This is a genomic window from Streptomyces sp. NPDC046379, from assembly GCF_055587785.1.
The window spans coordinates 99,667-121,795 of the sequence record NZ_JBVJFP010000012.1; the positions used below are offsets into that span (position 1 = coordinate 99,667).

Consider the following 22,129-nt stretch of genomic DNA (forward strand, 5'->3'; position numbering starts at 1 on the left):
CGACAGCCTCACCGGCCGTCTTGTGCGTTCACCGCCACCGGGGGCGGAATCCCGACCGCCGACATGTGATCCCCTCCGTCATCCCCCTGGTGGACTCTCCGTCTTGCACCGGCAGCGCTGCGCTGCCACGCTTGGCGGCGTGGATGTCACGCATGCCCGCGGACTGCGGGACTCCTCCTTGGGCCTCCCTCCGTACCCGGGCAGCAACGGACGCTCTGAGAGCGCTTATGCAGTGTGACGACGGCACACGAACCCCGCCCGGCACGACCGATGACGACACGTCGGTCGACGCGGCGCTGGACGCGCTCAGCGCCCTGCGGGCCCCGGACCGGGCCGACCGGCCGGCCGTCGTCCTGGTCGTCGACGACCACATGACGCTGCGCGTCTGGGACGAGACCGTCGCCCGTCTCGCCGAGGGCCTCGCCCGCGACGAGGGGCTCGGCGGCGTCACCGTCGTACGGCTGCTCAGTTCGGACGACACCGAGCCGAACCGCATCCGGCTGGACCGGCTTCCGCCCGCCGACTCCGGCCGCCGGGCCGTGCTGGTGGTGACCGACGGGCTCGCGGCCGGCTGGCGGTCGGACGCGGTGCTGCCGCTGCTGCGGGAGCTGGGCCGGGCCGAACCGCTCGCCGTCCTCCATCTGCTGCCGCAGCGGCTGTGGTTCCGCACCGGCCTGGACGTGCACCGGATGGCGCTGAGCGCCGAGGCCCCTTGGGCGCCCAACCCGGCCCTGCGGTGGGAGCTGCGCACCTCCCCGCTCGAGCAGGTCGACGACGTCCTGGCGCGGGACGGCGTGGTGCCGGTGCCCGTGCTGGAGATGACCGAGCGGTCCCTGTCCTGCTGGACCGACCTGATCACCGGGCGCGCCCAGGGCTGGACGGAGATGTCCGGCATCCGCGCCCGGGACTGGAAGCAGCGGCCGGACGCCGCGCGCGCCGTGCCCTGGGTGCAGGACGTGCCCGACCCCGACAGCGCGCTGCCCGCCTGGGAGCGCGTGTCGGAGTTCCGCGCCGCCGCCTCGCCCACCGCCTTCGCGCTCGCCACCCGGCTCGCCGCCGCCCCGCTCACCCTGCCCGTGATGGCCGCGGTGACCGCCTCCGTGCCCGGGGCCGGGCCCGCCCACCTCACCGAGCTGCTGATGAGCGGGCTCGTCCGGCCGGCCGGCGGCGACGCCGAGCGCACGGCGGGGGTCGCCTTCGCGTTCGGGCCGGGCAACCGCCAGGAGTTATTGGCGCTGTCCCGCCGCCGGGACACCGCTCGGGTGCTGCACGACGTGCGGGCACTCACCGACCCCGCCGCGCCGGCCGACGACCCGCTGGAGGCCGTCCCGGTGCCGCGGGTGACCCGCGCCAACGTGGCGTTCCTACGGGTCGAACTCGCAGCGCTGCGCGCCCTGTCCGGACGCTTCCTGCCCCGCGCCGAACGCCTCGCCCGCGCCCTGCGCGCCTACGACCGCAAGAACACCGTCAGCCTGACCAAGGGCGTGCCCGCCCCCGCCGCCCGGGAACAGGGCGACGGGTCGACCTCGACGGGTTCCGAGACACCTTCCGAAGGAGCCACGGACATGTCCACCACGCAAACGCAGCCGCCCGCGGTCGAGAGCGGGCGCTCGACGCAGCCGCGCGTCTGGGGCAACATCCCCCCGCGCAACCCGAACTTCACCGGCCGCGTCGATCTGCTGGAACGGCTGACCGAGCGCCTGCGTGAGGGGACGACCACCGTGCTGCCGGAGGCCATCCACGGCATGGGCGGCGTCGGCAAGACCCAGCTGGCCATCGAGTACGCCTACCGCCACCAGTCCGAGTACGACATCGTCTGGTGGATCCCCTCCGAACGCCCCGGCCAGATCGGCCAGTCCCTGGTCGAACTCGCCCAGCGGCTCGGCCTGGTCACCACCTCGGAGGCCAACGTCGCGGGTCCCGCCGTGCGCGAGGCGCTGCGCGAGGGGCGGCCGTACTCCCGCTGGCTGCTGATCTTCGACAACGCGGACAGCCCCGAGCGGGTCCGCGACTACTTCCCGACCGGCGGCAGCGGCACCATCCTCGTCACCTCCCGCAACCGGCGCTGGAGCGTGGTGGGCCCGTCGCTGGAGGTGGACGTGTTCACCCGGGAGGAGAGCAAGGAACTGCTGCGGCGCTCCGGGCCGCCGGACGACCTCGACGAGTCCGAGGCCGACCGGCTCGCCGAGGCGCTCGGCGACCTGCCGCTCGCGCTGGAGCAGGCCGCGGCCTGGCGGGCGGAGACCGGGATGCCCGTCTCCGAGTACCTGCGCCTGTTCGAGCACAAGCGCAACGAACTGCTCGAGGTGTCCCCGCCGCCCGACTACCAGCTCCCGGTCGCCGCCGCGTGGAACGTCTCCCTCGACCACCTGGAGACCCGCAGCGTCACCGCGCTGCGCCTGCTCCAGCTCTGCTCCTACTTCGCGCCGGACCCCATTTCCCGCTCGATCTTCTCCGGCCTCGGCGGCAGCAGCATCGACCCCGAGCTGGACCGGGCGCTCAACGACCCCATGCGGCTGGCGCGGGCCATCCGCGAGATCAACCGCTACTCCCTCGCCCGTATCGACCACCGGACCAACTCGATCGAGATGCACCGCCTGGTACAGGCGGTGCTGATCAACCGGATGACCACCGAGGAACAGAAGCGCATGCGCGACGGCGCCCACACCCTCTTGGCCGCCGCCGACCCGAAGGCCCCCAGCCAGTCCTCGAACTGGCCGCGTTACGCGGAGCTGTACGGCCACGTCGTCGCCTCCGGCGCGATCGAGTCGGACCAGCCCTGGGTGCGTCAGCTGGTGCGCAACATCGCCCGCTACCTCTGGTACTGGGGAGACCACAAGGTCGCGCGCGAGTTCACGGAACAGGCGTGGGAGACCTGGCAGCGGCTGTTCGGCGAGGAGGACCAGCAGACCCGGCTGATGGGCTGGTGGCTGGGCTTCCTTTACCTGAAGGTGGGGCGCTACGACGACGCCTCCCGGATCGCCGCCCAGCTCAAGGGCATCTACGAGCGCACCGCGCCCGCCGACCGCGAGGACACCCGTGAGGACGCGCTGGAGGCGATGAACCTGGAGGCGGCCGTGCGCCGCGTGCAGGGCGACTTCGTCTCCGGCGCCGAACTGGACGAACTGGCCTACACCCGGGCCCGCAACGCCTTCGGCGACGACGACCCCACGACGCTCGCCACCGCGCACAACCTGGGCGTCAGCCTGAGACTTGTCGGCGACTTCCGGCGAGCCCTGGAACTGGACCGCCGCACCCACGGGATGAAGACCCGGCTGTTCGGCCGCGAGCACCAGCAGTCGCTGATGACCGAGGCGAGCATCGCCATCGACGTCCGTGAGACGGGCGACTACATCGGTGCGCGCGCGCTCCAGCAGGCGGTCGTCGACGGTTACCGCGCCCTGTTCGGGCCGGGCAACCCCACGACCCTGCAGGCGCTGCGGCAGCTCAGCGAGGCCTGCCGCAAGGAGGGTGACCACGTCACCGCGCTGGAGCTGGCGCGCGAGGCGTTCAACCAGTTCACCCGCCGGTACGGCGACACCCACCCCGAGTCGCTGACCGCGTCCCTCGCCCTCGCGGTGGCCCTGCGGCACAACGGCGACCTGCAGGTCGCGCTGGAGCGTGGCGAGAAGGCGTGCGAGCGGTACCGCAGGCTGTTCCGCAGCAACCATCCGCATGTGCTCGCGGCCGACATCGACCTGGCGGTCACGCTGCGGCTGCTGGGGCGGGCGCAGGAGGCGCGCGACCGGGACGAGGCGGCGCTCGCGTCGCTGACCGAGCACCTGGGGGAGAGCCACCCCATCGCCCTGGCCTGCGCCATCAACCTGGCCAGCGACCTGAGCGCCCTGGGGCAGGTGGACGAGGCGCGCGCCCTGGGCGAGAAGACGGTGGCGCTGTGCCGCACCCGGCTCGGGGAGGACCATCCGACCACCCTGGTGGGCGGCGCCAACCTGGCGCTGGACCTCATCGCGTCCGGCCGGGTCACGGAGGGCGAGGCCCTGCACACGGACGTCCTGTCCCGCCTGGAGGCCGTCCTGGACGAGCCCCGGTTGCGCTCGGACGACCCCGCGCCCCACCCGGCGACCCTCCAGATCCGCTCCCGCGAGCGCGCCAACTGCGACATCGACCCCATGCCGCTGTGATGCGGCGCCGCTCCGGCCGGGAGTGAGGGGCGGAGTGGCCGTGGCGGGTGGGGCGGTCGGGAGCGGTGCCGCGCGTGGCGTGCGGCGCGTGCGGGTGTTTGCGTGACCTGCCTGCCTGCCTGCCTGCCTGCCTGCCTGCCTGCCTGCCTGTCGGACGGGGTCGGGGTCCCTGTGAGCGGTCGGGGGTGCGTGCGGTGTCGCTGTGCCTGCCGGGTGCCGCTTGCCGCGCGTGCCGTGCGGTCCCTGGGCCTGCCGGGCGGGTTTGGCCGGCGTGCCGAGGTCCTGTGGCGCGCGGGCGGGCCCGTGCGTCCGCCCGTGCGTCAGTGCGTCGTGGCCAGCCAGTCGGCCAGGGCGATCGGGTTCGGCGCTCTGCCCGAGGCGCGCCGGAGCGCCTCGTGCACGGCGTGGGCGCGTTCGGGGTGCCGCGACAGGAGGGCGGCCGCCTCCGGGTGGGCGCCGGAGCGGGCGAGGGCCTGGCCCAGGCCTGCCCAGACTCCGGCCCGCGCCGGTTCGGCGGTCAGGTGGGCCGCGTAGGCGTCGCGGGCGGCCTCGGCGTCGCCGGCGGCGAGCAGGGCGTCGGCGGGGAGGGCGCCCACGACCCGCGCGGCGGCCTTGGCCGGCTCCTCGTCGGTGCCGTGGAGGCGGTGGCGCACCAGCAGTGTCAGGCAGTCCAGCCACCGTGCGGCGGGGTCCGGGACCAGGTCCGGTGGGACGGCGAGGGAGGCGGGCGGGCGGTCCACACCGGTCAGCCAGGCCCGTGCGGTCTCCCGCACCGCCGGGGCGGCGGGCCGCAGATGGTGGGCCCGCCAGCGCGCCGCGTGGTCGGCGGCGCACAGGCGCGCCAGCGCGAGCGCGTCCCCCGGGACGGACTCGGCGAGCCACTCGGCGCAGCGGTCACGGAGCGTGTCGAGCAGGGCGCGGCCCACGGGGGTCAGCCGGGGATGGCGGCGTACCCGGTCGACCGCCCCGGCCAGGTGGGCCCGCCACAGGGCGAACTCGAAGTCCGCCGCGGCCGTGCGGGCGCCGGCGGCGCGGCGGTGGGCGGACCAGAAGCGGGTGATGCCCGCGAAGGCGTAGATGCCCTGGAGGAGACCGGCCAGCGGGCGGGGATCGTCCCGCCAGGGCGCGTACCACAGCCCGGCGTCCGGGTCGGGGCCCTCGTGCACGAGGGGCGTCAGATGTAGGAGCGCGCCCAGTTTGCTGTGCTGGAACTCGTGGACGAGCGTCACGGCGAGCTGGACGGCGTCGTCCGGCTCCGAGGCCTCGATGCCGCCGAACGCGTCCCCGGACGACACGCTGCGTGGCCGAAACCTTTCCCTTGCCGGTGTCGGGCTCAGGGAGAAGACGCCCCGGCGCATCGCCGCGGCGGCCTCCGGGCCGTCTCGCAGCAGCAGCTCCCAGGCCTGCTCCAGCATCTGCCGCCACTGGGCCGCGGCCTCGACCGACAGCGGACGCGGCTCCGTGGGCTCCGGGTAGGTCCGGTAGGGGTCGACGTCGTCCAGGGCCACGTCCAGGGCGCGGCCGGCCGGGCCGACCCGCAGCCGGTGCACGGGGTGCCATCCGGGCCCGGACGCTCCGAGGGGCATCGGCACGGCCACGCCCCGCCCCCGCGTCTCGACCACGGCACGACCGGACGCGGCCCGCACGGTGGCCCTCGCCCACGGCTCGGCGAGGCCCAGTTCGGCGCAGCCCAGGGTGGGCAGGGAGACCCGCCCGTGCCGCACCGGCACCTCGGCGGTGAAGTCGAGTCCCGCGCGCAGCGCCGCGGCGGCGGCCAGCGCGTCGGCGTGCCCGAGCACCACCCACAGCGGCGGCTCGTCCTCCCGCGCCGCCGGTCCGCGCACCCGGCGCAGCGCCGTGGCCAGCCACATGCCCGTCTGCGGGTAGACGAGCAGCTCGTCGACGATGTCGGGCGCGCGGCGCTGGGCCGCGCTGAGCAGTTCCCAGGCCGGGCCCAGACCGGCCGCGTCGTCGAGCATCCGCAGCAGCAGCAGCCGTCGGCTGCGCTCGGCGGCCGTCAGCAGGTCGACGGTCGCCGGTCCGCCCTCGCCCCTGAGCAACTGCGCGAGGTCGGCGGGCGGCAGACGGTGATGCGGCAGGCGCTCAGCGACCATCGGCGGCTCCGTCGTCAGCCGGGCGCGTGCCCGCCGCCCCCGCTGAAGTCGCTGACGCTGGCCAACGGGTGATCGATGCCGCGCTGGAGTTCCTCGAGCGACGCGGCGAGAACACGGCTGTCAATGGAGCGCAGCGTTTCAAGGGACACCCCCGCGAGATCGACAAGACTGGACTCGACGGCGGCCACAGACGGCTCCATGACGGCCAAACCCCTTCCCCCCGGCGGCAATTGCGTAAGCGCGCTGCTCATATCCCCCTGATAATGGCCCGCCGCGCGAAGGATGAAACACCTCATCCGCCCGGTGCCGCGATATCAGGTCAGCGGCTGTCGGTCGGCTCCGCGGTGGCGCCGGGACAATTCCACCGCCCGTTCGTCCAAGCGGGCCACTCCGGCGGAGTCGCCCTCCATCAACCGTATCGCCTCCAGGAGTTGGTCCAGCGTGCCCGGATAGCGCAGGCAGGTGCGCACGATGCCGAACACGTCCGGGCGCAGGGCCGGTGAGCGGGGGCTCATGGTCGCCACCACCGGATCGATCCCGGCCAGCACCAGGGCCAGGCTCGTGGGGTCGCGGACCGTCGGCAACGCGGTCAACGCGTCGACCAGGCCGTTCAGTTCGATCAGGCGCAGATCGTGCGGCAGGTGGGCGAGGCTTCCTGGGCGCGGGCCGGGCGCGTCCGCGCGGCCGTCGGCCGGCAGGTGCTCGGGCAGCCCCGCGAGCCGCCGCAGCAGCGCCAGTTGGTCCGCCGTGAGCAGTTCGTGCCACCGGTCCGCGCGGACGGCGGCGAGGCGGCCCAGGCCGTCGGCGCGGTGGTGGGCGCGGACCAGGCCGATCAGCGTCCCGTCGTGCCAGACCGCCGCGCCGGACATGCCCTCCCAGGGGGAGCGGTCCGGCTCGGGGTCGGCGCCGGGCGGGGTGACCGCGAGTTCCAGGGTGCCCTCGCGGCGGTTGGACAGCGCCGAGATCACGCCGGTGGCGTGGCAGGAGTCCCGGTACTGGGAGGGCGAGCCGTCGTCCAGCCGGCGCATGGGGTCCGCGCGCAGCTTGAACCGGGGGAAGCCCATGGCACTGCACGGCAGGGTCGCGTCGGCGTCGGGCACCGCGCCGTAGACGGGCGGCCCGACGGCGCCGGGCGGTACGGGGCCGGTGATCTCCAGCAGGGCGACGTCGGCCCGTTCGGCCGCGAACAGCACCCGCGCGGGGGCGGTCCATTCCCGTGGGCGGTCGGCCTCGAAGCGGACGTCGACCTGGAAAGGCGCCGGCCCGGCGGCGACGACGTGCGCGGCGGTGAGGACGTGCGCCGGACCGACCCGGTAGCCGGAACCCCGCCGCCCCGGACACGGCCCCGACGGGCGCACCAGCACCTCCGCCACCCGGGCCGGGTCCAGCCCCGGGCGCAACTCCTCGGTCGGTCCCACCGGTTCCCCCATGGCCGCCTGTTACCCGGTGCGCCCGGCCTTCACTCGATCAGGTCGAATCCGGCGTTCCCGGGCGTGTCCGGCAGCGTGGGTGAACTAAAGTCGTGCAACGAACGAACAGGTCGAAAGTGCCGCAGAACGGGGCGTTGACGACCGTAGTCGCACACTTCCATCAAGGGGACGGCGTCATGGAGAAGTCCGGAGTCGAGTCCGAGCTGATCGACCTCAGCGCAGTCCCGCTGGACGCCTGGCCGGCCCTGGACGTTCCGTCCGCCGAGGGCTCCATGCGGAGGCTGCTCAGCCGTATCGACGACCCGGCCGGGAGCCTCGGCGGCTACAACCCCCAGCGCGACGAATAGGTCCTTCCCATGCGCCAGACGGCCCCGCCCCACGTCCTGACCCCCGCGTCGTTCGACGAGCTGATGGGCGGCGGCGGAGGCCCCGGCACGGTGGACGCCCTGCGCGCCTCCGAGCGCAGTTGGCGGCTGCTCGTCGTCCGGGCGCTGCTGGACGCGGCCGCGACGGCGCCGACCGGTCCCCTGCCCCCGCTCGGCGAGGGCTGGCGGCTGCTGTCCCGGGCCCGGGCCGCCGACGCGCCGGGGACGGAGCGGCTGCTGGCCTACCCCGCGGTCGGCGTCTGGGCGGCGCACACCCTGCGCCGGCTGCGCGGCACCGCCGACGACGACGCGCCCCTGTGGGTGCACACCGGACACCTCCACGCCCTCGCCGCGAGCGCCGCCGTCCGGGCCGGACTGGACTTCCGCACCGGCATCCCCGTACGGCACGGTTGGGCCGTCCTGCCGGCCCTCGGCGCCCTGCGCGTGCCCGGCGACCCCGAGGTGGCCGAGGTCCGCGCGCGCGACGGGCGGGTGTGCGTCGCCGGGCGGCCGATCGGCGGCGACGACTGGCACGCCCTCGCCGAACTGCGCGCCGGTGACTGGGTGCTGCTCCTGGACGACATGGACCCCTACCGCTCCCTGCGCACCCCCGGCCCGCCCGAGCCGCTCGGCTCCGCCGCCGACTGGCAGGAACTCTTCGGGCCCGCCTGGGACATCCTGCGCACCGCCGACGGCGAGGAGGCCCGGGCGCTGGCCGGAGGGCTGGTGTCCGTGGTGCCCCGGCCGCGCGGCGAGCGGTTCCGGCCGCACAGCGCCTCCTCCGGGGACGCCTTCGGCACCGCGCTCGCCTCGCTCCCGGACGACGCCGAGCAGCTCGCGTCGACGCTGGTGCACGAGTTCCAGCACAACAAACTCAGCGCCTTCATGCACCTGTTCACCCTCTACGACGACCGGACCGGCGGCCTGCACTACGCCCCCTGGCGGGACGACCCGCGCCCTCTCGGCGGGTTGCTCCAGGGCGTGTACGCGTTCTTCGGCGTGACCCGGTTCTGGCGGGGTCGCGAACACCCGCTCGGGCGGTTCGAGTTCGCGCTGTGGCGGGAGCAGACGGCGCACGCGCTGCGGGCGATCGGCCGGGCCGAGGGGCTCACCGAGCTGGGGCGGCGGCTGGTGGACGAGCTGACGGAACGGATCGAGCCGTGGCTCGCGGAACCGGTCGACGCGTCCGTGCGCGCGGCGGCCGGCCTCGCCGTCGCCGACCACCGCGCGACCTGGCGGGCTCACCACCTGCGGCCCGACCGGGACGGCGTCCGCGCGGCGGTCCAGGGGCGCGCCGCCGGCCGGGAGGCCGAGCCGGCGATCGTGCCGGGGCGGGCGGCGCGCGGGTTCGACACCCGGGCCGTGCTGCTGCGGTGGCTGCTGGCCGACCCGGCGGGCTTCGAGCGGTTGCGCGACGATCCCGGCGCCGTCGTCAGCGGCGCGCGGCCCGAGGACGTCGACCTGGTCTCCGGGCGCACGGGCGAGGCGCTCAAGGCGTTCCGCGCGCGCATCCTCGGCGGGGACGGCGACCCGGAGAGCTGGGTCGGGCTGGGGCTGGCCGCGCGGGCGGAGGGCGACCCGGCGGGGGAACGGCTGCTCGCCCGGCCCGAGCTGGTCATGGCCGTGCACCGCGAACTGGGCGGCGACACCGACCCGTTGGACCTCGCACGCGGCCTCGTCTGATCAGCCCCCCGCGGGGAGCGCGCGGACGCGGCGGGCGATCTCCAGCGACGCCGGGCCCGGGGAGCGGCCGTCCTCTGCGTCCCAGAGGCAGTTCTGCAGGGCGCGGGCCAGCGTCCAGGCCCGCGCCCGCTCCCGGTCCAGGGCCAGGTGGGCCGTCAGGGCGTCGAAGCGGCGGCGGATCTCGTCCGGGTCGAAGCGGTTGACGAGCGCGGGATACAGCTCGAAACCGGGGTCGCCCGCCAAGGGCTTGGGGTCGATGGCGAGCCAGGGGGCGCGCTCGGCGGCGAGGACGTTGTCGTAGTGCAGGTCCCAGTGCAGCAGCCGGTCGCCGGGCTCGTCCGCCACCTCCCGCACCGCCGCCGCGCAGTCGGCGAGCAGCCGGCGGTGCTCGGGGTCCGCGATCCGCTCCAGCGCCCGCGTCGTCCGCTCCGGCAGCGCCCGCGCGATGTCGCCGAGCCGCCGCAGTTCCGCCGGGGCCTCGACGGCGGTGAGGCGGGCCAGCAGGCGGGCGATCACCTCGACCGCCTCGCGGGAGCCGGCGACGCGGGAGAGGGAGCGGGCCGGGTCGAGGCGTTCGAGGAGCATCGCGCCGGTGTCCCGGTCGTGCGCCAGGAGCCGTACCGCGCCGTCGCCGTCCCAGGTGCGCAGGGCGAGCGGCTCGCCCACGGTCTCCCGGTCCGGCGGTTGCAGCTTCAGCACGGCCGGGACGGCGTCGGCGGTGCGGACGACGGGGAGGACGAGGGCGCATCTGCCGTGCATCACCGGGCCGTCCCGGCGCAGCCCCCAGCGGTCCAGGAAGGCGGCGGCCAGGCCGGGAAGCGCGGCGACGAAGGCGCGGCCCGCCTCGCCGTTGTCCTCGATCTGCGTGGCGGCCAGCGCGGCGGGAACCTCGATCACCCGGTCACAATAGGCGGGTTCGGGGTTTCGGGGCCGGCTTGTTGGTCGTGCGCCTGTGGGTTCGGGGTTTCGGGGCCGGCTTGTTGGTCGTGTCCGGTCGGTTCAGGGCTCCAGGACCACCTTGCCGGTCGTGCCGCGGGTCTCCAGGGCGCGGTGGGCGGCGGCGGCCTCGGCGAGGGGGAAGCGCTGGACGGCGGGGACCAGGCGGCCGGCGGCGGCCTCGGCGAGGGCGCGCAGTTCCAGGGTGCGCAGCGGGTCGGGGCCGCCCGCCTTCTCCAGCATCACCGGGCCGAGCACCTGCTCGGTGACGCCCTCCACGACCAGAGGGCCGCCGCCCCGGATGCCTTCGGCCGACCAGCCGAACACCAGGTGTCTGCCGCCGGGCGCGAGCAGCCCGACGGCCGCGCGGGCGACGTCGCCGCCGACGCCGTCGTAGACGGTCGTGACCTTGCCGTCGTACGCGGCGACCCGCTCGTTCCTCACCCAGTCGGGGTCCTTGTAGTCGACGGCGACGTCCGCGCCGTTCGCCGCGACCCGCGCCGTCTTCGCGGGGCCGCCGGCCAGGCCGATCACGGTCGCGCCCGCGTTCTTCGCGTACTGCACCAGCAGCGTGCCGAGGCCTCCGGCCGCCGCCGGGATCAGCACCACGTCGCCCGGTCCGGGCTCCGCGAACTGCACGATCCCCATCGCCGTACGGCCCGTGCCGATCATCGCGACGGCCGCGGCGAAGTCCAGACCGTCGGGGATTTCGTGCAGCCGGGCGGCGTCCGTGACGGCCAGTTCGGCGTAACCGCCGGGTGCGAACCCGAGGTGGGCCACGGCCCGCTTGCCGAGCCACTCCTCCGGGACGCCCTCGCCCAGCGACTCCACCACGCCGGCCACCTCGCGGCCCGGCACGGTCGGAAGGCGCACCGGCTGCGGGGCCGGACCCTGGTGGCCCTCGCGCAGGGCCGTGTCGAGCAGATGCACCCCCGCCGCGGCGACGGCGACGCGGACCTGGCCGGGGCCGGGTACGGGATCGTCGACCTCTTCGAGGACGAGGTTCTCGGCGGGGCCGAAGGCGTGCAGACGGACGGCGTGCATGAGGAGTCCCCTGAGTCGGCGAGGCTGCTGCCCCGTGTCGTGTGGCGCGGTTCCGGGACCCACTCTTCGACCTCAAGCCTGCTTGAGGTCAAGGGGCTGTGATCCACGCCGTCCGAGCGCCAGCGACACCGCCGTGAGGGCGCTGCTGAACGACACCTCCGACAGGACGCCGGGCGCGGCGACCTGGTCCCCGGCCAGGTAGACCCCGTCGCCGCGGTCCACGGCCGGACGGTCCCGCCAGGTCGTGCCCGGCAGGTCCACGGCGCCGGTACGGCCCTGGGCGGTCGCCTCGCTGCGCCAGGTGACGCGGTCGCGCCAGCCGTCGAAGGCCAGGTCGAGCAGGTGCTCGGCGCGGGCGACACCGTCCGCGCGCGACTCGTGCGGGGCGATCGGGAACTGGCCCTGGAGGAGCTGCTCGCCCTCCGGGGCGAGGGTGCGGTCCTGCGCGGTGAACCGCTCGATCCAGCCCGGCGCGTCCAGGTCGGACACCGCGAAGGCGTCGCCGCGCCGGGTGCGCAGGGCCAGGTCGATCAGCGCCGTACGGCCGCTCGGCCACGTTAGCGAGGCGTCGCCGAGCAGCCGGCGGGCGGCGTCCAGGGAGGTCGCGACGACGACCGGCGTGTCCGTGGGCAGGGCGTCGACGCGGGAGAGGGTCTCGATGCGGACGCCGAGGTTCCAGGCGCGGGCGGCCATCCGGTCGATCACGCTGCCCCAGCCGCCGCGCGGATAGTGCGCCTCCGGCGGCAGCTTGGTCGCCCGGCGCAGCCGCTCCTGCACGAACGCGGCCGACAGGGAGCCCGGATCGTGGTGGAACAGGGCGACGGCCGAGTAGTGCGCGGCGGCGCGGGCGCCCTCCTCGCCTGCCTGCCCGGTGGCCCAGGTGAGGAAGTCGGCGTCGACGGGGGCCCGCCGGGCCCCGGGGCGCAGCAGCTTCAGCATCGCGAGGGGCGGCGTGCGGCGCAGGACGCCGTGGTGGCGCAGCCGCAGCCGGGCGGCTTCGAGGGGCGGGAGCGGGGCGAGGGGGCCGATCAGGTCGCGCTGCCGGAGCCAGGACCAGTGGGGGCCGCCGTTGTAGAGGGCGTGCGGGCCCTCGTTGGTGCGGTAGGGGGCGTCGGCGGTGCGGGCGCGCCCGCCGAGGGTGTGGTGCGCTTCGTGGACGGTGACCCTGGCGCCGGCCTCGGCGGCGGCGATGGCCGCGGTGAGACCGGCGAAGCCGCCGCCTACGACGGTGATGCGGTGCATGGGCGTACTCCCTCTGTGGTTCGCCGCTTTCTCGCGTCCCGCGTGCTGCGTTTCGCGTTTTCGTTCTTGGCTTCACTGCTGGGACCGGGCAGGGGCGCGGAATGTGACATCGGCGGGAGGGAGGGGCGGGGCAGTGGGCGGGACGGGATTGTCAGTGGCGGGGTGCAGCATGGGGGGATGGTGAGGCGAGGGTCGGGTGCGAGCGGTGGCCGTGTTCGTGGCGACGGTGGTGGCGCCCCCGGTGGCGGGGTGCGGGCGGCGCGGCGGCCGGAGGTGCGGCGTGCGGGAGGGGAGACGTGGGGCGGGGGCGGGCTGGAGCCGGACGGGGACTACGACGGGCTGGAGTTCCGGGACGCAGAGCTGGGCGGGCAGGACGGCGCGGGCGCGCGTTTCCTGGACTGTGCGCTGACGGGATGCGCGCTGGACGGCACGCGGCTGCGCCGGGCGCGGGTGCTGGACTCGGTCCTCACCGCCATGCGCGGGGTCGGCACGGACCTCGGCGAGGCGACGCTGCGGGACGTGGAGGTGGTCGAGCCGCGGCTCGGCGGGGTGCAGCTGCACGGCGCGGTGCTGGAGCGGGTGCTGGTGCGGGGCGGCAAGATCGACTACGCCAACCTGCGCGGGGCGCGGCTGAAGGACGTCGTCTTCGAGGGCTGTGTGCTGGTCGAGCCGGACTTCGCGGGCGCGGAGCTGACGCGGGTGGAGTTCGCGGGCTGCTCGGTGAAGGGAGCCGACTTCAGCGGGGTGACGTGCGTGGACGTCGATCTGCGCGGGGCCGCTCCGCTGGAGATCGCGCGGGGGATCGACCGGCTGTCGGGAGCGGTGATCAGTGCCGGGCAGCTGCTGGACCTGGCGCCGCTGCTGGCGGCCCAGCTCGGCGTGCGGGTGGAGGGGATGGGCGGGTAGCGGGCGACCGTTCTCAGCTCACGCGCGGGAAGCGGGCCTGGAGGGTCCACACCGCCGGGTTCTCCGCGAGGTCGTCGTGCAGATCGCACAGGTCGGCGATGAGGTCGTGCAGGAAGTCGCGGGACTCGCGGCGCAGTTCGGCGTGGGAGAAGGTGAGCGGCGGCTCCTCGGCAGGCATCCAGTCGGCCTCGATGTCCACCCAGCCGAAGCGGCGCTCGAACAGCATGCGGTCGGTCGACTCGGTGAAGTCCAGCTCGGCGCGCTGCGGGCGGGCGGCGCGGGAGCCGGCCGGGTCGCGGTCGATCCGCTCCACGATGTCGCACAGCGCCCACGCGAAGTCGAGCACCGGCACCCATCCCCAGGCTGTGGACAGTTCCCGGTCCGTCTTGGTGTCGGCGAGGTACACGTCGCCGCAGAACAGGTCGTGACGCAGCGCGTGGACGTCCGCGCGGCGGTAATCGGTCTGCGGGGGATCGGGGAAACGGGTGGAGAGGGCGTAGCCGATGTCGAGCACGTAGGCGATGGTGTCACGCCTGCCTAGGATCTCTGACGTGCCCCGTTCCGCGCCTCTGGTCCCGTTCGCCCTGCTTGTCCCGCTGGCCGCCGTCACCCTCGCCGCGTGCGGCGGCGGTGGTGACAGTCGCGAAGGGGACGGCGACGGCGGCCGTCGCGCGGGCGTGCGGGGCACTCCCGGCGCCCCCGGCGTGCGCGACCCGTACTTCCCGAAGGCGGGCAACGGCGGCTACGACGCCGTCCACTACGCCCTGGACCTCTCCTACACCCCCGCCACCCGCCGCCTCACCGGCACGGCCACCGTCACCGCCCGCGCCACACAGCACCTCTCCGCGCTGAACCTCGACCTCGAGGGCCTGGACGTCCACGAGGCCGCCGTCGACGGCCGCCCCGCCCGCTGGCACCGCGCCGGCCAGGAGCTGACCGTCCGCCCACCGCGCCACCTGCGCGAGGGCGCCGTCTTCCGGGTGACCGTCCGCTACTCCGGCAGGCCCGTGACGGTCACCGACCCCGACGGCTCGCAGGAGGGCTGGCTGCCCACCGCCGACGGCGCGCTCGCCCTCGGTCAGCCGACGGGGTCGATGGCCTGGTACCCCGGCAACCATCACCCCTCCGACAAGGCGACGTACGACATCACCGTGACGGTGCCCGAGGGGCTGCGGGCGGTCGGCAACGGGGAGTTGCGCGGCGAGACGACGCGCCGGGGCCGGACGACGTACGCCTGGCACGCCGGGCAGCCGATGGCGAGCTACCTCACGACGGTCGCGATCGGCCGGTTCGACGTCGAGCGGGGCATGGCGGGCGGGCATCCCTCCTACGTCGCCGTGGACCCGGAGGAGGCGGAGGCGAGCCGCGCGGTGCTCGGCCGGCTGCCCGAGGTGATGGAGTGGGCGCAGCGGAACTTCGGGCCGTACCCCTTCGACTCCACCGGCGCGATCGTGGAGCGCGCGGCCGACGCCGGGTACGCCCTGGAGACCCAGAACCGCCCCGTCTTCCCCGGCGCCCCCGACGTCGTCCTCCTCGTCCATGAGGTGGCCCACCAGTGGTACGGCGACTCGGTGACGCCGAAGACGTGGCGGGACATGTGGCTCAACGAGGGGTTCGCGACGTACGCGGAGTGGCTCTGGCAGGAGGACCACGGCGGCCCCACCGCCGAGGAGACCTTCGCGTCGCTGTACGACGGCGGCCAGGCGTCGCCCGACATCTGGGCGTTCCCGCCCGCCGAACCTCCGGACGCGGAACACGTCTCCGAGCGGCCGGTCTACGTGCGCGGTGCGATGGTCCTCCACCGCGTCCGCCGCACCCTCGGCGACGACGCCGCCTTCCGCTCCCTCCTGCGCGCCTGGGCGAGCGCCCACCGCCACGGCAACGCGGACACGAAGGACTTCACGGCGTTCGTGGAACGCCGTGCCCCGGACCGGGACTTCACCGAGGTCTGGGACGACTGGCTGTACGGCGAGGGCCGCCCGCCGCGCCCCTGAGCCCGCGGGAGCGCGCGGCGATGCGCGGGCCGGGCCGGCACGGTGGTGCGGCGGCACGGTGGTAGGGCGGTGCGAGCGGCACGGCAGTCCGGACGGCGGCGATGTGCGGGCCGGGCGGTGCGGTGGTCCGGACGGCGGCGGTGTGGGCGGGCCGGGTGGTGCGGCGGTGCGAGCGGCCCGGCGGTCCGGACGGCGGCGATGCGCGGGCCGGGCGGTGCGGTGGTCCGGACGGCACGGTGGTGCGGCAGTCCGGGCGGCACGGCGCCCGCACGCGGCGACGGCGGCAGGCTCGGCCCTGCCCGCGCCGCCCGAGGCCTGCCCGCTTTGCCCTCGTGCCGGAACGGGTCGGGCCCTTCGACCCCGGGGGGTCGAAGGGCCCGTCGCCGTGCCGCGAGGCGTCGAGCGGATGCTCAGACGTTGACGCCGAAGTCCTGGGCGATGCCCGCCAGGCCCGAGGCGTAGCCCTGGCCGACGGCGCGGAACTTCCACTCGGCGCCGTTGCGGTAGAGCTCGCCGAAGACCATGGCCGTCTCGGTGGCGGCGTCCTCGGAGAGGTCGTAGCGGGCGATCTCGGTGCCGCCGTCCTGGTTGACGATGCGGATGTAGGCGTTGCGGACCTGGCCGAAGTTCTGCGAGCGGTTCTCCGCGTCGTAGATCGAGACCGGGAAGACGATCTTGTCGACGTCGGCCGGCAGACCGGCCAGGTTGACGTTGATGGCCTCGTCGTCGCCGGCGCCTTCACCCGTGCGGTTGTCGCCCGTGTGGACGATCGTCTGGTCCGGCGTCTGCTTGTTGTTGAAGAAGACGAAGTGGGCGTCGGAGTAGACCTTGCCCTGCGGGTTGACCGCGATCGCGGAGGCGTCGAGGTCGAAGTCGGTACCGGTCGTGGTGCGGACGTCCCAGCCGAGGCCGACGGTGACGGCCGTCAGGCCCGGAGCCTCCTTGGTGAGCGAGACGTTGCCACCCTTGGACAGGCTTACAGCCATGGTCGGCAGTTCCTTCCCTCGTTGCGATGCGCGGTGCGGTTGAGGCTTCGTACGGGACGAAGCTACATCTACCCCTATGAACGCGGAGGGGGGTGCCACGGGTTCCCTCTTCTTTACTTTCTTTACCCGCGCCGGCCGGGGATGGTGGATATTCGCGTGACTCGGGCCCCGTCCAACCGGGAACATGTCAACCATGTCCGGTCCTCACGTCATCCGCGGCTCCGTCTCGCTCCCCGAGGCCGAGCTGATGTGGCGTTTCTCCCGCTCCTCCGGGCCGGGCGGCCAGCACGTCAACACCAGCGACTCGCAGGTCGAGCTGCGGTTCGACCTGGCGGCCACCGAGGCCCTGCCCGAGGTGTGGAAGCAGCGCGCCCTGGAGCGGCTGGCCGGACGGCTCCTCGACGGCGTCGTGACCGTACGGGCCTCCGAGCACCGCTCCCAGTGGCGCAACCGCGAGGCGGCCGCCGTACGGCTCGCCGCGCTGCTCGCCGAGGCGACCGCGCCCCCGCCCAAGCCCCGCAGGCCGACCCGGATCCCGCGCGGGATCAACGAGCGCCGGCTGCGGGAGAAGAAGCAGCGGGCGGAGACCAAGCGGGGGCGGTCCGGCCGCAACTGGCAGTAGGTACCCGCCCGACCGGCGACGGACGACCGGCGGCTGACGCGACGGACGACCGGCGGCTGACGACGGACGACCGGCGTCCGGTGACCGATGGCTGGCGGCCGCAGCCGTCGCTCAGCCCAGCTGCCGGTACCTGCCCTTGAAGTACAGCAGCGGCCCGCCCTCCGCGCTCGGCACGCGTGCCGTCAGCACGCGCCCGATCACCAGCGTGTGGTCGCCCGCCGTCACCCGCTGCTCCGTGCGGCACTCCAGGACCGCCAGCGCGCCGCCCACCAGCGGGGCGTCGGTCAGCTCGCCGCGCGTGTACGCGATGTCCTCGAAGAGCAGCCGGTCGCTGATGCGGCCGCGCATCGCGAAGCGGCCCGCGACGTGCCGCTGGCTCTCGGCCAGGACGGACACCCCCCACAGCGGCTGCTCGTCGAGCAGGTCGTCCATCCGGGAGCCCTCGCGCAGGCTCACCAGGACCAGGGGCGGGTCGAGGGACACCGACATGAAGGACGTCGCCGTCATCCCGACGTCCTCGCCGCCCGGTGCCGAGGGGTCGTCGGGGTCGAGCGGCGGCTCCTGCGCGGTCACCAGGACCACGCCCGCCGCCAGCCGGGACATCGCGGCACGGAACTCGTCGTTGCTCACCCCCTCAGCATGCCCGTCGGCCGGGACGGGTGAGAGCGGTGCGGTCGCGGTGCCGGTGGATGTAGGGAACACACCAAGACGCTAGTCTCCGGTGGACGCCCACCGCATCGGACCTCTGCCCGAGGACGGTCCTAGGACCCCAGTCGGACACGTCGCCGATAAAGCTCTCGGTGAACGCAAGGAAAAAACGCAGAAACCCCGCTCAATTGCTCACGTTATGTTGTGACTTGAGTCACAAGGGACATGAATTGTTGACCCTGTGTACCGAGTGGGGAGCGCGCTGTGATTCAGTGGCGAGGAGAACCCTTGATTCGCCGCGAGGTCTCGGGGGGAGGGTGAGCATGGAGACCGAGTCGGAGCCGTACGTCCGTCTTGATTCCCTGCGGCGGCTGCACCAGGTCATGGCCGACATGAACACGGCGCGCAGCCTGGCGGACACGTTGCAGACCGTCGCCAACGGGGTCGTCACCGCCCTCGGATACGAACTGGCGTGCGTCAACCTCGTCCGGCCGGACGGCGACCTCGTCGTCGCCGCGTTCGCCGGAAACCCCGCCGCCGAGGCGCTGATCACCGGCCGGGTCGGCTCGCGCGAGTCCTGGGACCGCCGGCTGAGCATGGGCGAGACCTGGGGCGGGCTGGTCTTCATACCCCACACCGAGGGCTGGATCCTCGACGACGACGACGTCCCCCAGTGGTACACCGAGGGCCCCGCGCCCCGCTTCGAGGACGAGTGGCACCCCGCCGACCGGCTCTTCGCGCCGATGTACGCTCCGGGCGCGCAGGGCGGCGGGACGTCCGGCGAGCTGATCGGCGTGCTCTCCGTGGACCGGCCGCGCAACGGGCGGCGCCCGGGCGCGTGGGGGCGTGAAGCGCTCCAGATGTACGCCTTCCAGGCCGCCATCGCCATCAGCAACGCCCGCCTGCGCGCCAACATGCAGCGCGCCCTGGTCCGCCTGGAGCGGGAACAGCAGGCGCTGCGGGCCAGCGAGGAAAGCTTCCGGCAGGCGTTCGAGTACGCCCCCTCCGGCATGGCCATCGCCGAGATGGGCGGCGACCAGCACGGCCGCATCCTGCGCACCAACGACGCGCTGTGCCGGCTGCTGGGCCGTCCCGCCTCCGCGATGCGCCGCTACTGCTTCTCCGACCTGGTCCACCCCGAGGACATCGGCACGCTGCTGCGGACCTCGGCCGAGGGCGGCCGGGCCGAGCTGCGCCTCGGCCGCCGCGACGGCACGTACGTCTGGGTGAGCATGCGCAACTCCGTCGTGGCCGACGCCGCCGACGGCCCCCGCTTCCTGCTCACCCACGTCGAGGACATAGAGGAGCGCAAGCGCCGCGAGCTCCAGCTCGCCCACCGCGCCTCCCACGACTCCCTCACCGGCCTGCCCAACTCCGCAGAGCTGCGCTCCCGGCTCTCCTCCCGGCTGTGCCGCCGCCCGCAGGCCGGGCACCCGGGCGCCTACGACTCCCAGGACGCCGCCTACGGCCACACCGGCTACGACAGCTTCGCCTTCCCGCAGGGCGGCGGGGAGCCGTACGACGTCTACGACCACCATGTGCACACCGTCGCCCCCGAGGGGGACCACGACGACGGGACCAAAGGGCTCGCGGTCCTCTTCTGCGACCTCGACGGCTTCAAGTCGATCAACGACCGGTTCGGGCACAACGCGGGCGACGCCGTCCTGATCGAGGTGGCCCGCCGGCTCAGCAACGGCGTCCGGGACGGCGACACGGTCGCGCGGCTCGGCGGCGACGAGTTCGTGATCCTCGCCGACGGGCTCGGCCGGGCCGACGCGCAGGACCTCGCCGTACGGCTGCGCAACGAGATCATCCAGCCGATCCGGGCCGAGGGACGGGCCGTCCGCGTGGGCGCCAGCTTCGGCATCGGGTGGGCGCACTGCGGCATGACGGCGGACGAGGTCCTGAAATCCGCTGACGAACGGATGTACGTCGAGAAACGGTCTCGTCCCAAACAGCACCGGCGTGCGGGATGAGCCGCAGGTCAGCGGTTTGATGCGAGCTGAGTCACCCGTTCGGGTCATCCGGAGCGGGTAGGCTCGCCCTTCTCACCACCCGTACCGCATCCGTTCCGCACCTGTTGAGGAGTACCAAGGGATGACGCCCGGCAACAACGGCGCGAGCACGCCCGAGGACGACGACCCCTTCGGCTACCTCTACGCCGACGGTCAGGCCAACGGCGCCCAGCCGCCGTCCGGTGGCTACGGCTACCCGAACTCGGTCAGCAGGGTGCGCACGGTGGGGGAGCGGCCGTACGGGCAGCAGGCCGCGCCGCAGCAGCCGGCCGCCGCCTACGGCCGGCCCAGCGCCCACTACGCCGCGCCCGAGACCTTCCCGGGCGGCGCGCAGACCACGCAGCAGCCGCTGCACTCGGGCGGCGTCGGCGGGGGCGGGCGCGGGCGCGGGCCGAACACCAAGGGCCTGCTGATCGGCGCCGTCGCGGTGGTCGCGGCCGTGGTGATCGGCATCGGCGTCGCCATGCTCGGCGGCGACGCGGAGGACGGCGCCGCGGACCCGAGCCCCACGCCCACCGCACCGGCCGCCGGCGAGAGCGCCGAGTCCACCCCGTCCAGCGAGAGCAGCGTGTCCGAGGAGGGGGAGCTGCCGGAGGCCGACGCCAAGACGCTGCGCCTGGAGGGCACCGCCACCACCGCCTCCGACGTCCCGGGCGCGAAGGCGGACGGCGGGGTCTACGTCACCGGCTTCAATCAGGTCGGCTCCGCGGCGACCTGGACGGTGAACGGCATCCCGAAGGCGGGCAAGTACACCGTCTTCATCGCCTACGGCGTCCCCGGCAAGGACGGCAACGCCACCCTCACCGTCAACGGCACCCCGCTGACCACGCCGGTCAGCCTCAAGAACTACGCGGGCGCCCCCGAGGGCGACTACGAGAAGGGCTGGACGCAGACCTACAACTACGTCCAGCTCAGCAAGGGCACCAACACCATCAGGATCTCCTGCGAGCAGGGCAACCAGTGCGACGCCAACCTCGACCGGGTGTGGCTGGAAAAGGGCTGGGTCAAGTAGGAGGCCGGGCAGGGGGAGGGGTCAGGCGGCGCTCGCGCCGTCGTCCACCGCCACCCGCGCCAGCATCTCCTCGTACGCGCGGCGGTCGAAGTCGCCCGCCGTCGGGGCCAGGACCGTCGCCGCGGACAGGGCCGCCGCGCGGGTGAGGCGGTCCGGCCAGGTCAGGCCCTCCACGTAGCCGGAGAGCAGGCCCGCGACCACCGAGTCGCCCGCGCCCACCGGGTTGCCCCGCGCCCGCACCGGCGCGGCGGCGCGCCAGCGGCCCTCCGGGGTCACCGCCAGCAGCCCCTCCACGCCGAGCGAGGCGACGACCGCGCGGGCGCCCCGCCGCCGGGCGTCCTGCGTGGCCCGCGACGGCTCCAGCGAGCCGGTGAGTTCGGCGAGTTCGTCGGAGTTCGGCTTGACGACGTCGGGCCGGGCGGCGATGCCGCGGCGCAGCGCCTCGCCGCTGGTGTCCAGGACCACGAGCGCCCCGGCCGCGCGCGCCGCCCGGATCAGCCCGGCGTACGCCCCCACGGGCACGCCCGGCGGCAGGCTGCCGCACAGGGCCACCGCCGAGGCGGACGCGAGCAGGTCCTGGTACGCCTCCTGGAAGGCGGACCACTCCGCCGGGGCGATGACCGGTCCGGGCTCGCTGAACTGGGTGGTGTGGCCGGTGCGCCGGTCGACGACGGCGAGGGTGCGTCGGGTGTCGCCGGCGATGGGGACCAGGGCGTCGTGGACGCCGGGGGTGTCCCTCAGCCGCTCCTGGAGCATCCGGCCGGTGCCGCCGCCGGCGAACCCGGTGACCGTGGTCTCGTGGCCGAGGGCGGCGAGTACGCGGGCGACGTTGACGCCCTTGCCGCCGGGGCGTTCGCGCACGTCGAAGACCCGGTGGGGGACGCCGGGGCGCAGTTCCCGGACGTGGTGGGTGACGTCGAGAGCGGTGTTCAGCGTGACCGTGAGGATCACCTGGGCCGACCTCCCCCGAGTGACTGTGCTGGTGTGACG

At 74.6% G+C, this 22,129-nt stretch carries 18 protein-coding genes; 8 read left to right on the forward strand and 10 right to left on the reverse strand.

The genetic code is table 11. The features are described 5' to 3' along the window. Positions 1-227: 227 nt before the first annotated feature. Entirely contained in the window at positions 228-4,142 is a 3,915-nt protein-coding gene (gene fxsT, locus ACZ6KF_RS21750) for an FxSxx-COOH system tetratricopeptide repeat protein (RefSeq protein ID WP_469158609.1), read from the forward strand. A 320-nt stretch (positions 4,143-4,462) separates the two neighbouring features. Here fxsT and ACZ6KF_RS21755 read toward each other — a convergent pair whose 3' ends face one another. The 3 genes from ACZ6KF_RS21755 to ACZ6KF_RS21765 form a co-directional block, all read right to left on the reverse strand. Continuing rightward, entirely contained in the window at positions 4,463-6,256 is a 1,794-nt protein-coding gene (locus tag ACZ6KF_RS21755) for an HEXXH motif domain-containing protein (RefSeq protein WP_469158610.1), read from the reverse strand. A 14-nt stretch (positions 6,257-6,270) separates the two neighbouring features. After that, positions 6,271-6,444, reverse strand: coding sequence for a hypothetical protein (locus ACZ6KF_RS21760; RefSeq protein ID WP_469158611.1), 174 nt, complete (start codon positions 6,442-6,444; stop codon positions 6,271-6,273). 126 nt (positions 6,445-6,570) lie between these two features. Then, the gene (locus ACZ6KF_RS21765; protein ID WP_469178253.1) at positions 6,571-7,686 is read right to left on the reverse strand and encodes an effector-associated domain 2-containing protein; all 1,116 of its coding nucleotides are present in this window, start codon (positions 7,684-7,686) and stop codon (positions 6,571-6,573) included. A 176-nt stretch (positions 7,687-7,862) separates the two neighbouring features. On the opposite strand from ACZ6KF_RS21765, the gene ACZ6KF_RS21770 reads away from it, so the two are divergent. Both ACZ6KF_RS21770 and ACZ6KF_RS21775 read left to right on the forward strand, forming a co-directional pair. Next, on the forward strand, positions 7,863-8,033 hold the full coding sequence (locus tag ACZ6KF_RS21770; protein WP_356629596.1) for a hypothetical protein: 171 nt from the start codon (positions 7,863-7,865) through the stop codon (positions 8,031-8,033). A gap of 9 nt (positions 8,034-8,042) precedes the next feature. Further along, positions 8,043-9,734: an HEXXH motif domain-containing protein gene (locus ACZ6KF_RS21775; RefSeq protein WP_356629598.1), complete on the forward strand. Its 1,692-nt coding sequence runs from the start codon at positions 8,043-8,045 to the stop codon at positions 9,732-9,734. Here the strand turns inward: ACZ6KF_RS21775 and ACZ6KF_RS21780 are convergent, their stop codons facing one another. The 3 genes from ACZ6KF_RS21780 to ACZ6KF_RS21790 form a co-directional block, all read right to left on the reverse strand. Further along, on the reverse strand, positions 9,735-10,631 hold the full coding sequence (locus tag ACZ6KF_RS21780) for an aminoglycoside phosphotransferase family protein (RefSeq protein ID WP_469178255.1): 897 nt from the start codon (positions 10,629-10,631) through the stop codon (positions 9,735-9,737). Between the two features lie 102 nt (positions 10,632-10,733). Beyond that, on the reverse strand, positions 10,734-11,714 hold the full coding sequence (locus ACZ6KF_RS21785; RefSeq protein ID WP_356629602.1) for a zinc-binding dehydrogenase: 981 nt from the start codon (positions 11,712-11,714) through the stop codon (positions 10,734-10,736). Between the two features lie 72 nt (positions 11,715-11,786). Continuing rightward, the gene (locus ACZ6KF_RS21790; protein WP_469239682.1) at positions 11,787-12,956 is read right to left on the reverse strand and encodes an NAD(P)-binding protein; all 1,170 of its coding nucleotides are present in this window, start codon (positions 12,954-12,956) and stop codon (positions 11,787-11,789) included. A 177-nt stretch (positions 12,957-13,133) separates the two neighbouring features. On the opposite strand from ACZ6KF_RS21790, the gene ACZ6KF_RS21795 reads away from it, so the two are divergent. Next, positions 13,134-13,862: a pentapeptide repeat-containing protein gene (locus tag ACZ6KF_RS21795; protein ID WP_469239684.1), complete on the forward strand. Its 729-nt coding sequence runs from the start codon at positions 13,134-13,136 to the stop codon at positions 13,860-13,862. Between the two features lie 13 nt (positions 13,863-13,875). On the opposite strand, the gene ACZ6KF_RS21800 is transcribed toward ACZ6KF_RS21795, so the two are convergent. Continuing rightward, a complete protein-coding gene (locus ACZ6KF_RS21800; protein WP_469158615.1) occupies positions 13,876-14,376 on the reverse strand; it encodes a hypothetical protein in 501 nt (166 codons plus the stop codon). A 7-nt stretch (positions 14,377-14,383) separates the two neighbouring features. On the opposite strand from ACZ6KF_RS21800, the gene ACZ6KF_RS21805 reads away from it, so the two are divergent. Further along, entirely contained in the window at positions 14,384-15,856 is a 1,473-nt protein-coding gene (locus ACZ6KF_RS21805) for a M1 family metallopeptidase (RefSeq protein WP_469158616.1), read from the forward strand. Between the two features lie 410 nt (positions 15,857-16,266). Here ACZ6KF_RS21805 and ACZ6KF_RS21810 read toward each other — a convergent pair whose 3' ends face one another. After that, the gene (locus ACZ6KF_RS21810) at positions 16,267-16,842 is read right to left on the reverse strand and encodes a TerD family protein (RefSeq protein ID WP_356629612.1); all 576 of its coding nucleotides are present in this window, start codon (positions 16,840-16,842) and stop codon (positions 16,267-16,269) included. Between the two features lie 184 nt (positions 16,843-17,026). Between ACZ6KF_RS21810 and arfB the strand changes: the two genes are divergently transcribed. Next, entirely contained in the window at positions 17,027-17,464 is a 438-nt protein-coding gene (gene arfB, locus ACZ6KF_RS21815) for an alternative ribosome rescue aminoacyl-tRNA hydrolase ArfB (protein WP_356629614.1), read from the forward strand. Positions 17,465-17,575: 111 nt separating this feature from the next. Here the strand turns inward: arfB and ACZ6KF_RS21820 are convergent, their stop codons facing one another. Further along, the gene (locus ACZ6KF_RS21820) at positions 17,576-18,067 is read right to left on the reverse strand and encodes a flavin reductase family protein (protein ID WP_356629868.1); all 492 of its coding nucleotides are present in this window, start codon (positions 18,065-18,067) and stop codon (positions 17,576-17,578) included. Positions 18,068-18,435: 368 nt separating this feature from the next. On the opposite strand from ACZ6KF_RS21820, the gene cdgB reads away from it, so the two are divergent. Next, positions 18,436-20,088 (forward strand): diguanylate cyclase CdgB, encoded by a 1,653-nt coding sequence (gene cdgB / locus ACZ6KF_RS21825; protein WP_356629616.1) that lies wholly within the window; start codon positions 18,436-18,438, stop codon positions 20,086-20,088. A 121-nt stretch (positions 20,089-20,209) separates the two neighbouring features. Next, on the forward strand, positions 20,210-21,139 hold the full coding sequence (locus ACZ6KF_RS21830; RefSeq protein ID WP_356629618.1) for a CBM35 domain-containing protein: 930 nt from the start codon (positions 20,210-20,212) through the stop codon (positions 21,137-21,139). 21 nt (positions 21,140-21,160) lie between these two features. On the opposite strand, the gene ACZ6KF_RS21835 is transcribed toward ACZ6KF_RS21830, so the two are convergent. Beyond that, complete coding sequence (locus ACZ6KF_RS21835; RefSeq protein WP_356629620.1) at positions 21,161-22,090, reverse strand: 1-phosphofructokinase family hexose kinase; 930 nt, start codon at positions 22,088-22,090, stop codon at positions 21,161-21,163. Between the last annotated feature and the right edge of the window lie 39 nt (positions 22,091-22,129).

Bases quoted from the DNA above. Each gene is read 5' to 3' on its own strand.
- fxsT (WP_469158609.1), top strand. From the start codon at position 228: ATGCAGTGTGACGACGGCACACGAACCCCGCCCGGCACGACCGATGAC.
- ACZ6KF_RS21755 (WP_469158610.1), bottom strand. From the start codon at position 6,256: ATGGTCGCTGAGCGCCTGCCGCATCACCGTCTGCCGCCCGCCGACCTC.
- ACZ6KF_RS21765 (WP_469178253.1), bottom strand. From the start codon at position 7,686: ATGGGGGAACCGGTGGGACCGACCGAGGAGTTGCGCCCGGGGCTGGAC.
- ACZ6KF_RS21770 (WP_356629596.1), top strand. From the start codon at position 7,863: ATGGAGAAGTCCGGAGTCGAGTCCGAGCTGATCGACCTCAGCGCAGTC.
- ACZ6KF_RS21775 (WP_356629598.1), top strand. From the start codon at position 8,043: ATGCGCCAGACGGCCCCGCCCCACGTCCTGACCCCCGCGTCGTTCGAC.
- ACZ6KF_RS21785 (WP_356629602.1), bottom strand. From the start codon at position 11,714: ATGCACGCCGTCCGTCTGCACGCCTTCGGCCCCGCCGAGAACCTCGTC.
- ACZ6KF_RS21790 (WP_469239682.1), bottom strand. From the start codon at position 12,956: ATGCACCGCATCACCGTCGTAGGCGGCGGCTTCGCCGGTCTCACCGCG.
- ACZ6KF_RS21795 (WP_469239684.1), top strand. From the start codon at position 13,134: ATGGTGAGGCGAGGGTCGGGTGCGAGCGGTGGCCGTGTTCGTGGCGAC.
- ACZ6KF_RS21805 (WP_469158616.1), top strand. From the start codon at position 14,384: ATGGTGTCACGCCTGCCTAGGATCTCTGACGTGCCCCGTTCCGCGCCT.
- ACZ6KF_RS21810 (WP_356629612.1), bottom strand. From the start codon at position 16,842: ATGGCTGTAAGCCTGTCCAAGGGTGGCAACGTCTCGCTCACCAAGGAG.
- arfB (WP_356629614.1), top strand. From the start codon at position 17,027: ATGTCAACCATGTCCGGTCCTCACGTCATCCGCGGCTCCGTCTCGCTC.
- ACZ6KF_RS21820 (WP_356629868.1), bottom strand. From the start codon at position 18,067: ATGTCCCGGCTGGCGGCGGGCGTGGTCCTGGTGACCGCGCAGGAGCCG.
- cdgB (WP_356629616.1), top strand. From the start codon at position 18,436: ATGGAGACCGAGTCGGAGCCGTACGTCCGTCTTGATTCCCTGCGGCGG.
- ACZ6KF_RS21830 (WP_356629618.1), top strand. From the start codon at position 20,210: ATGACGCCCGGCAACAACGGCGCGAGCACGCCCGAGGACGACGACCCC.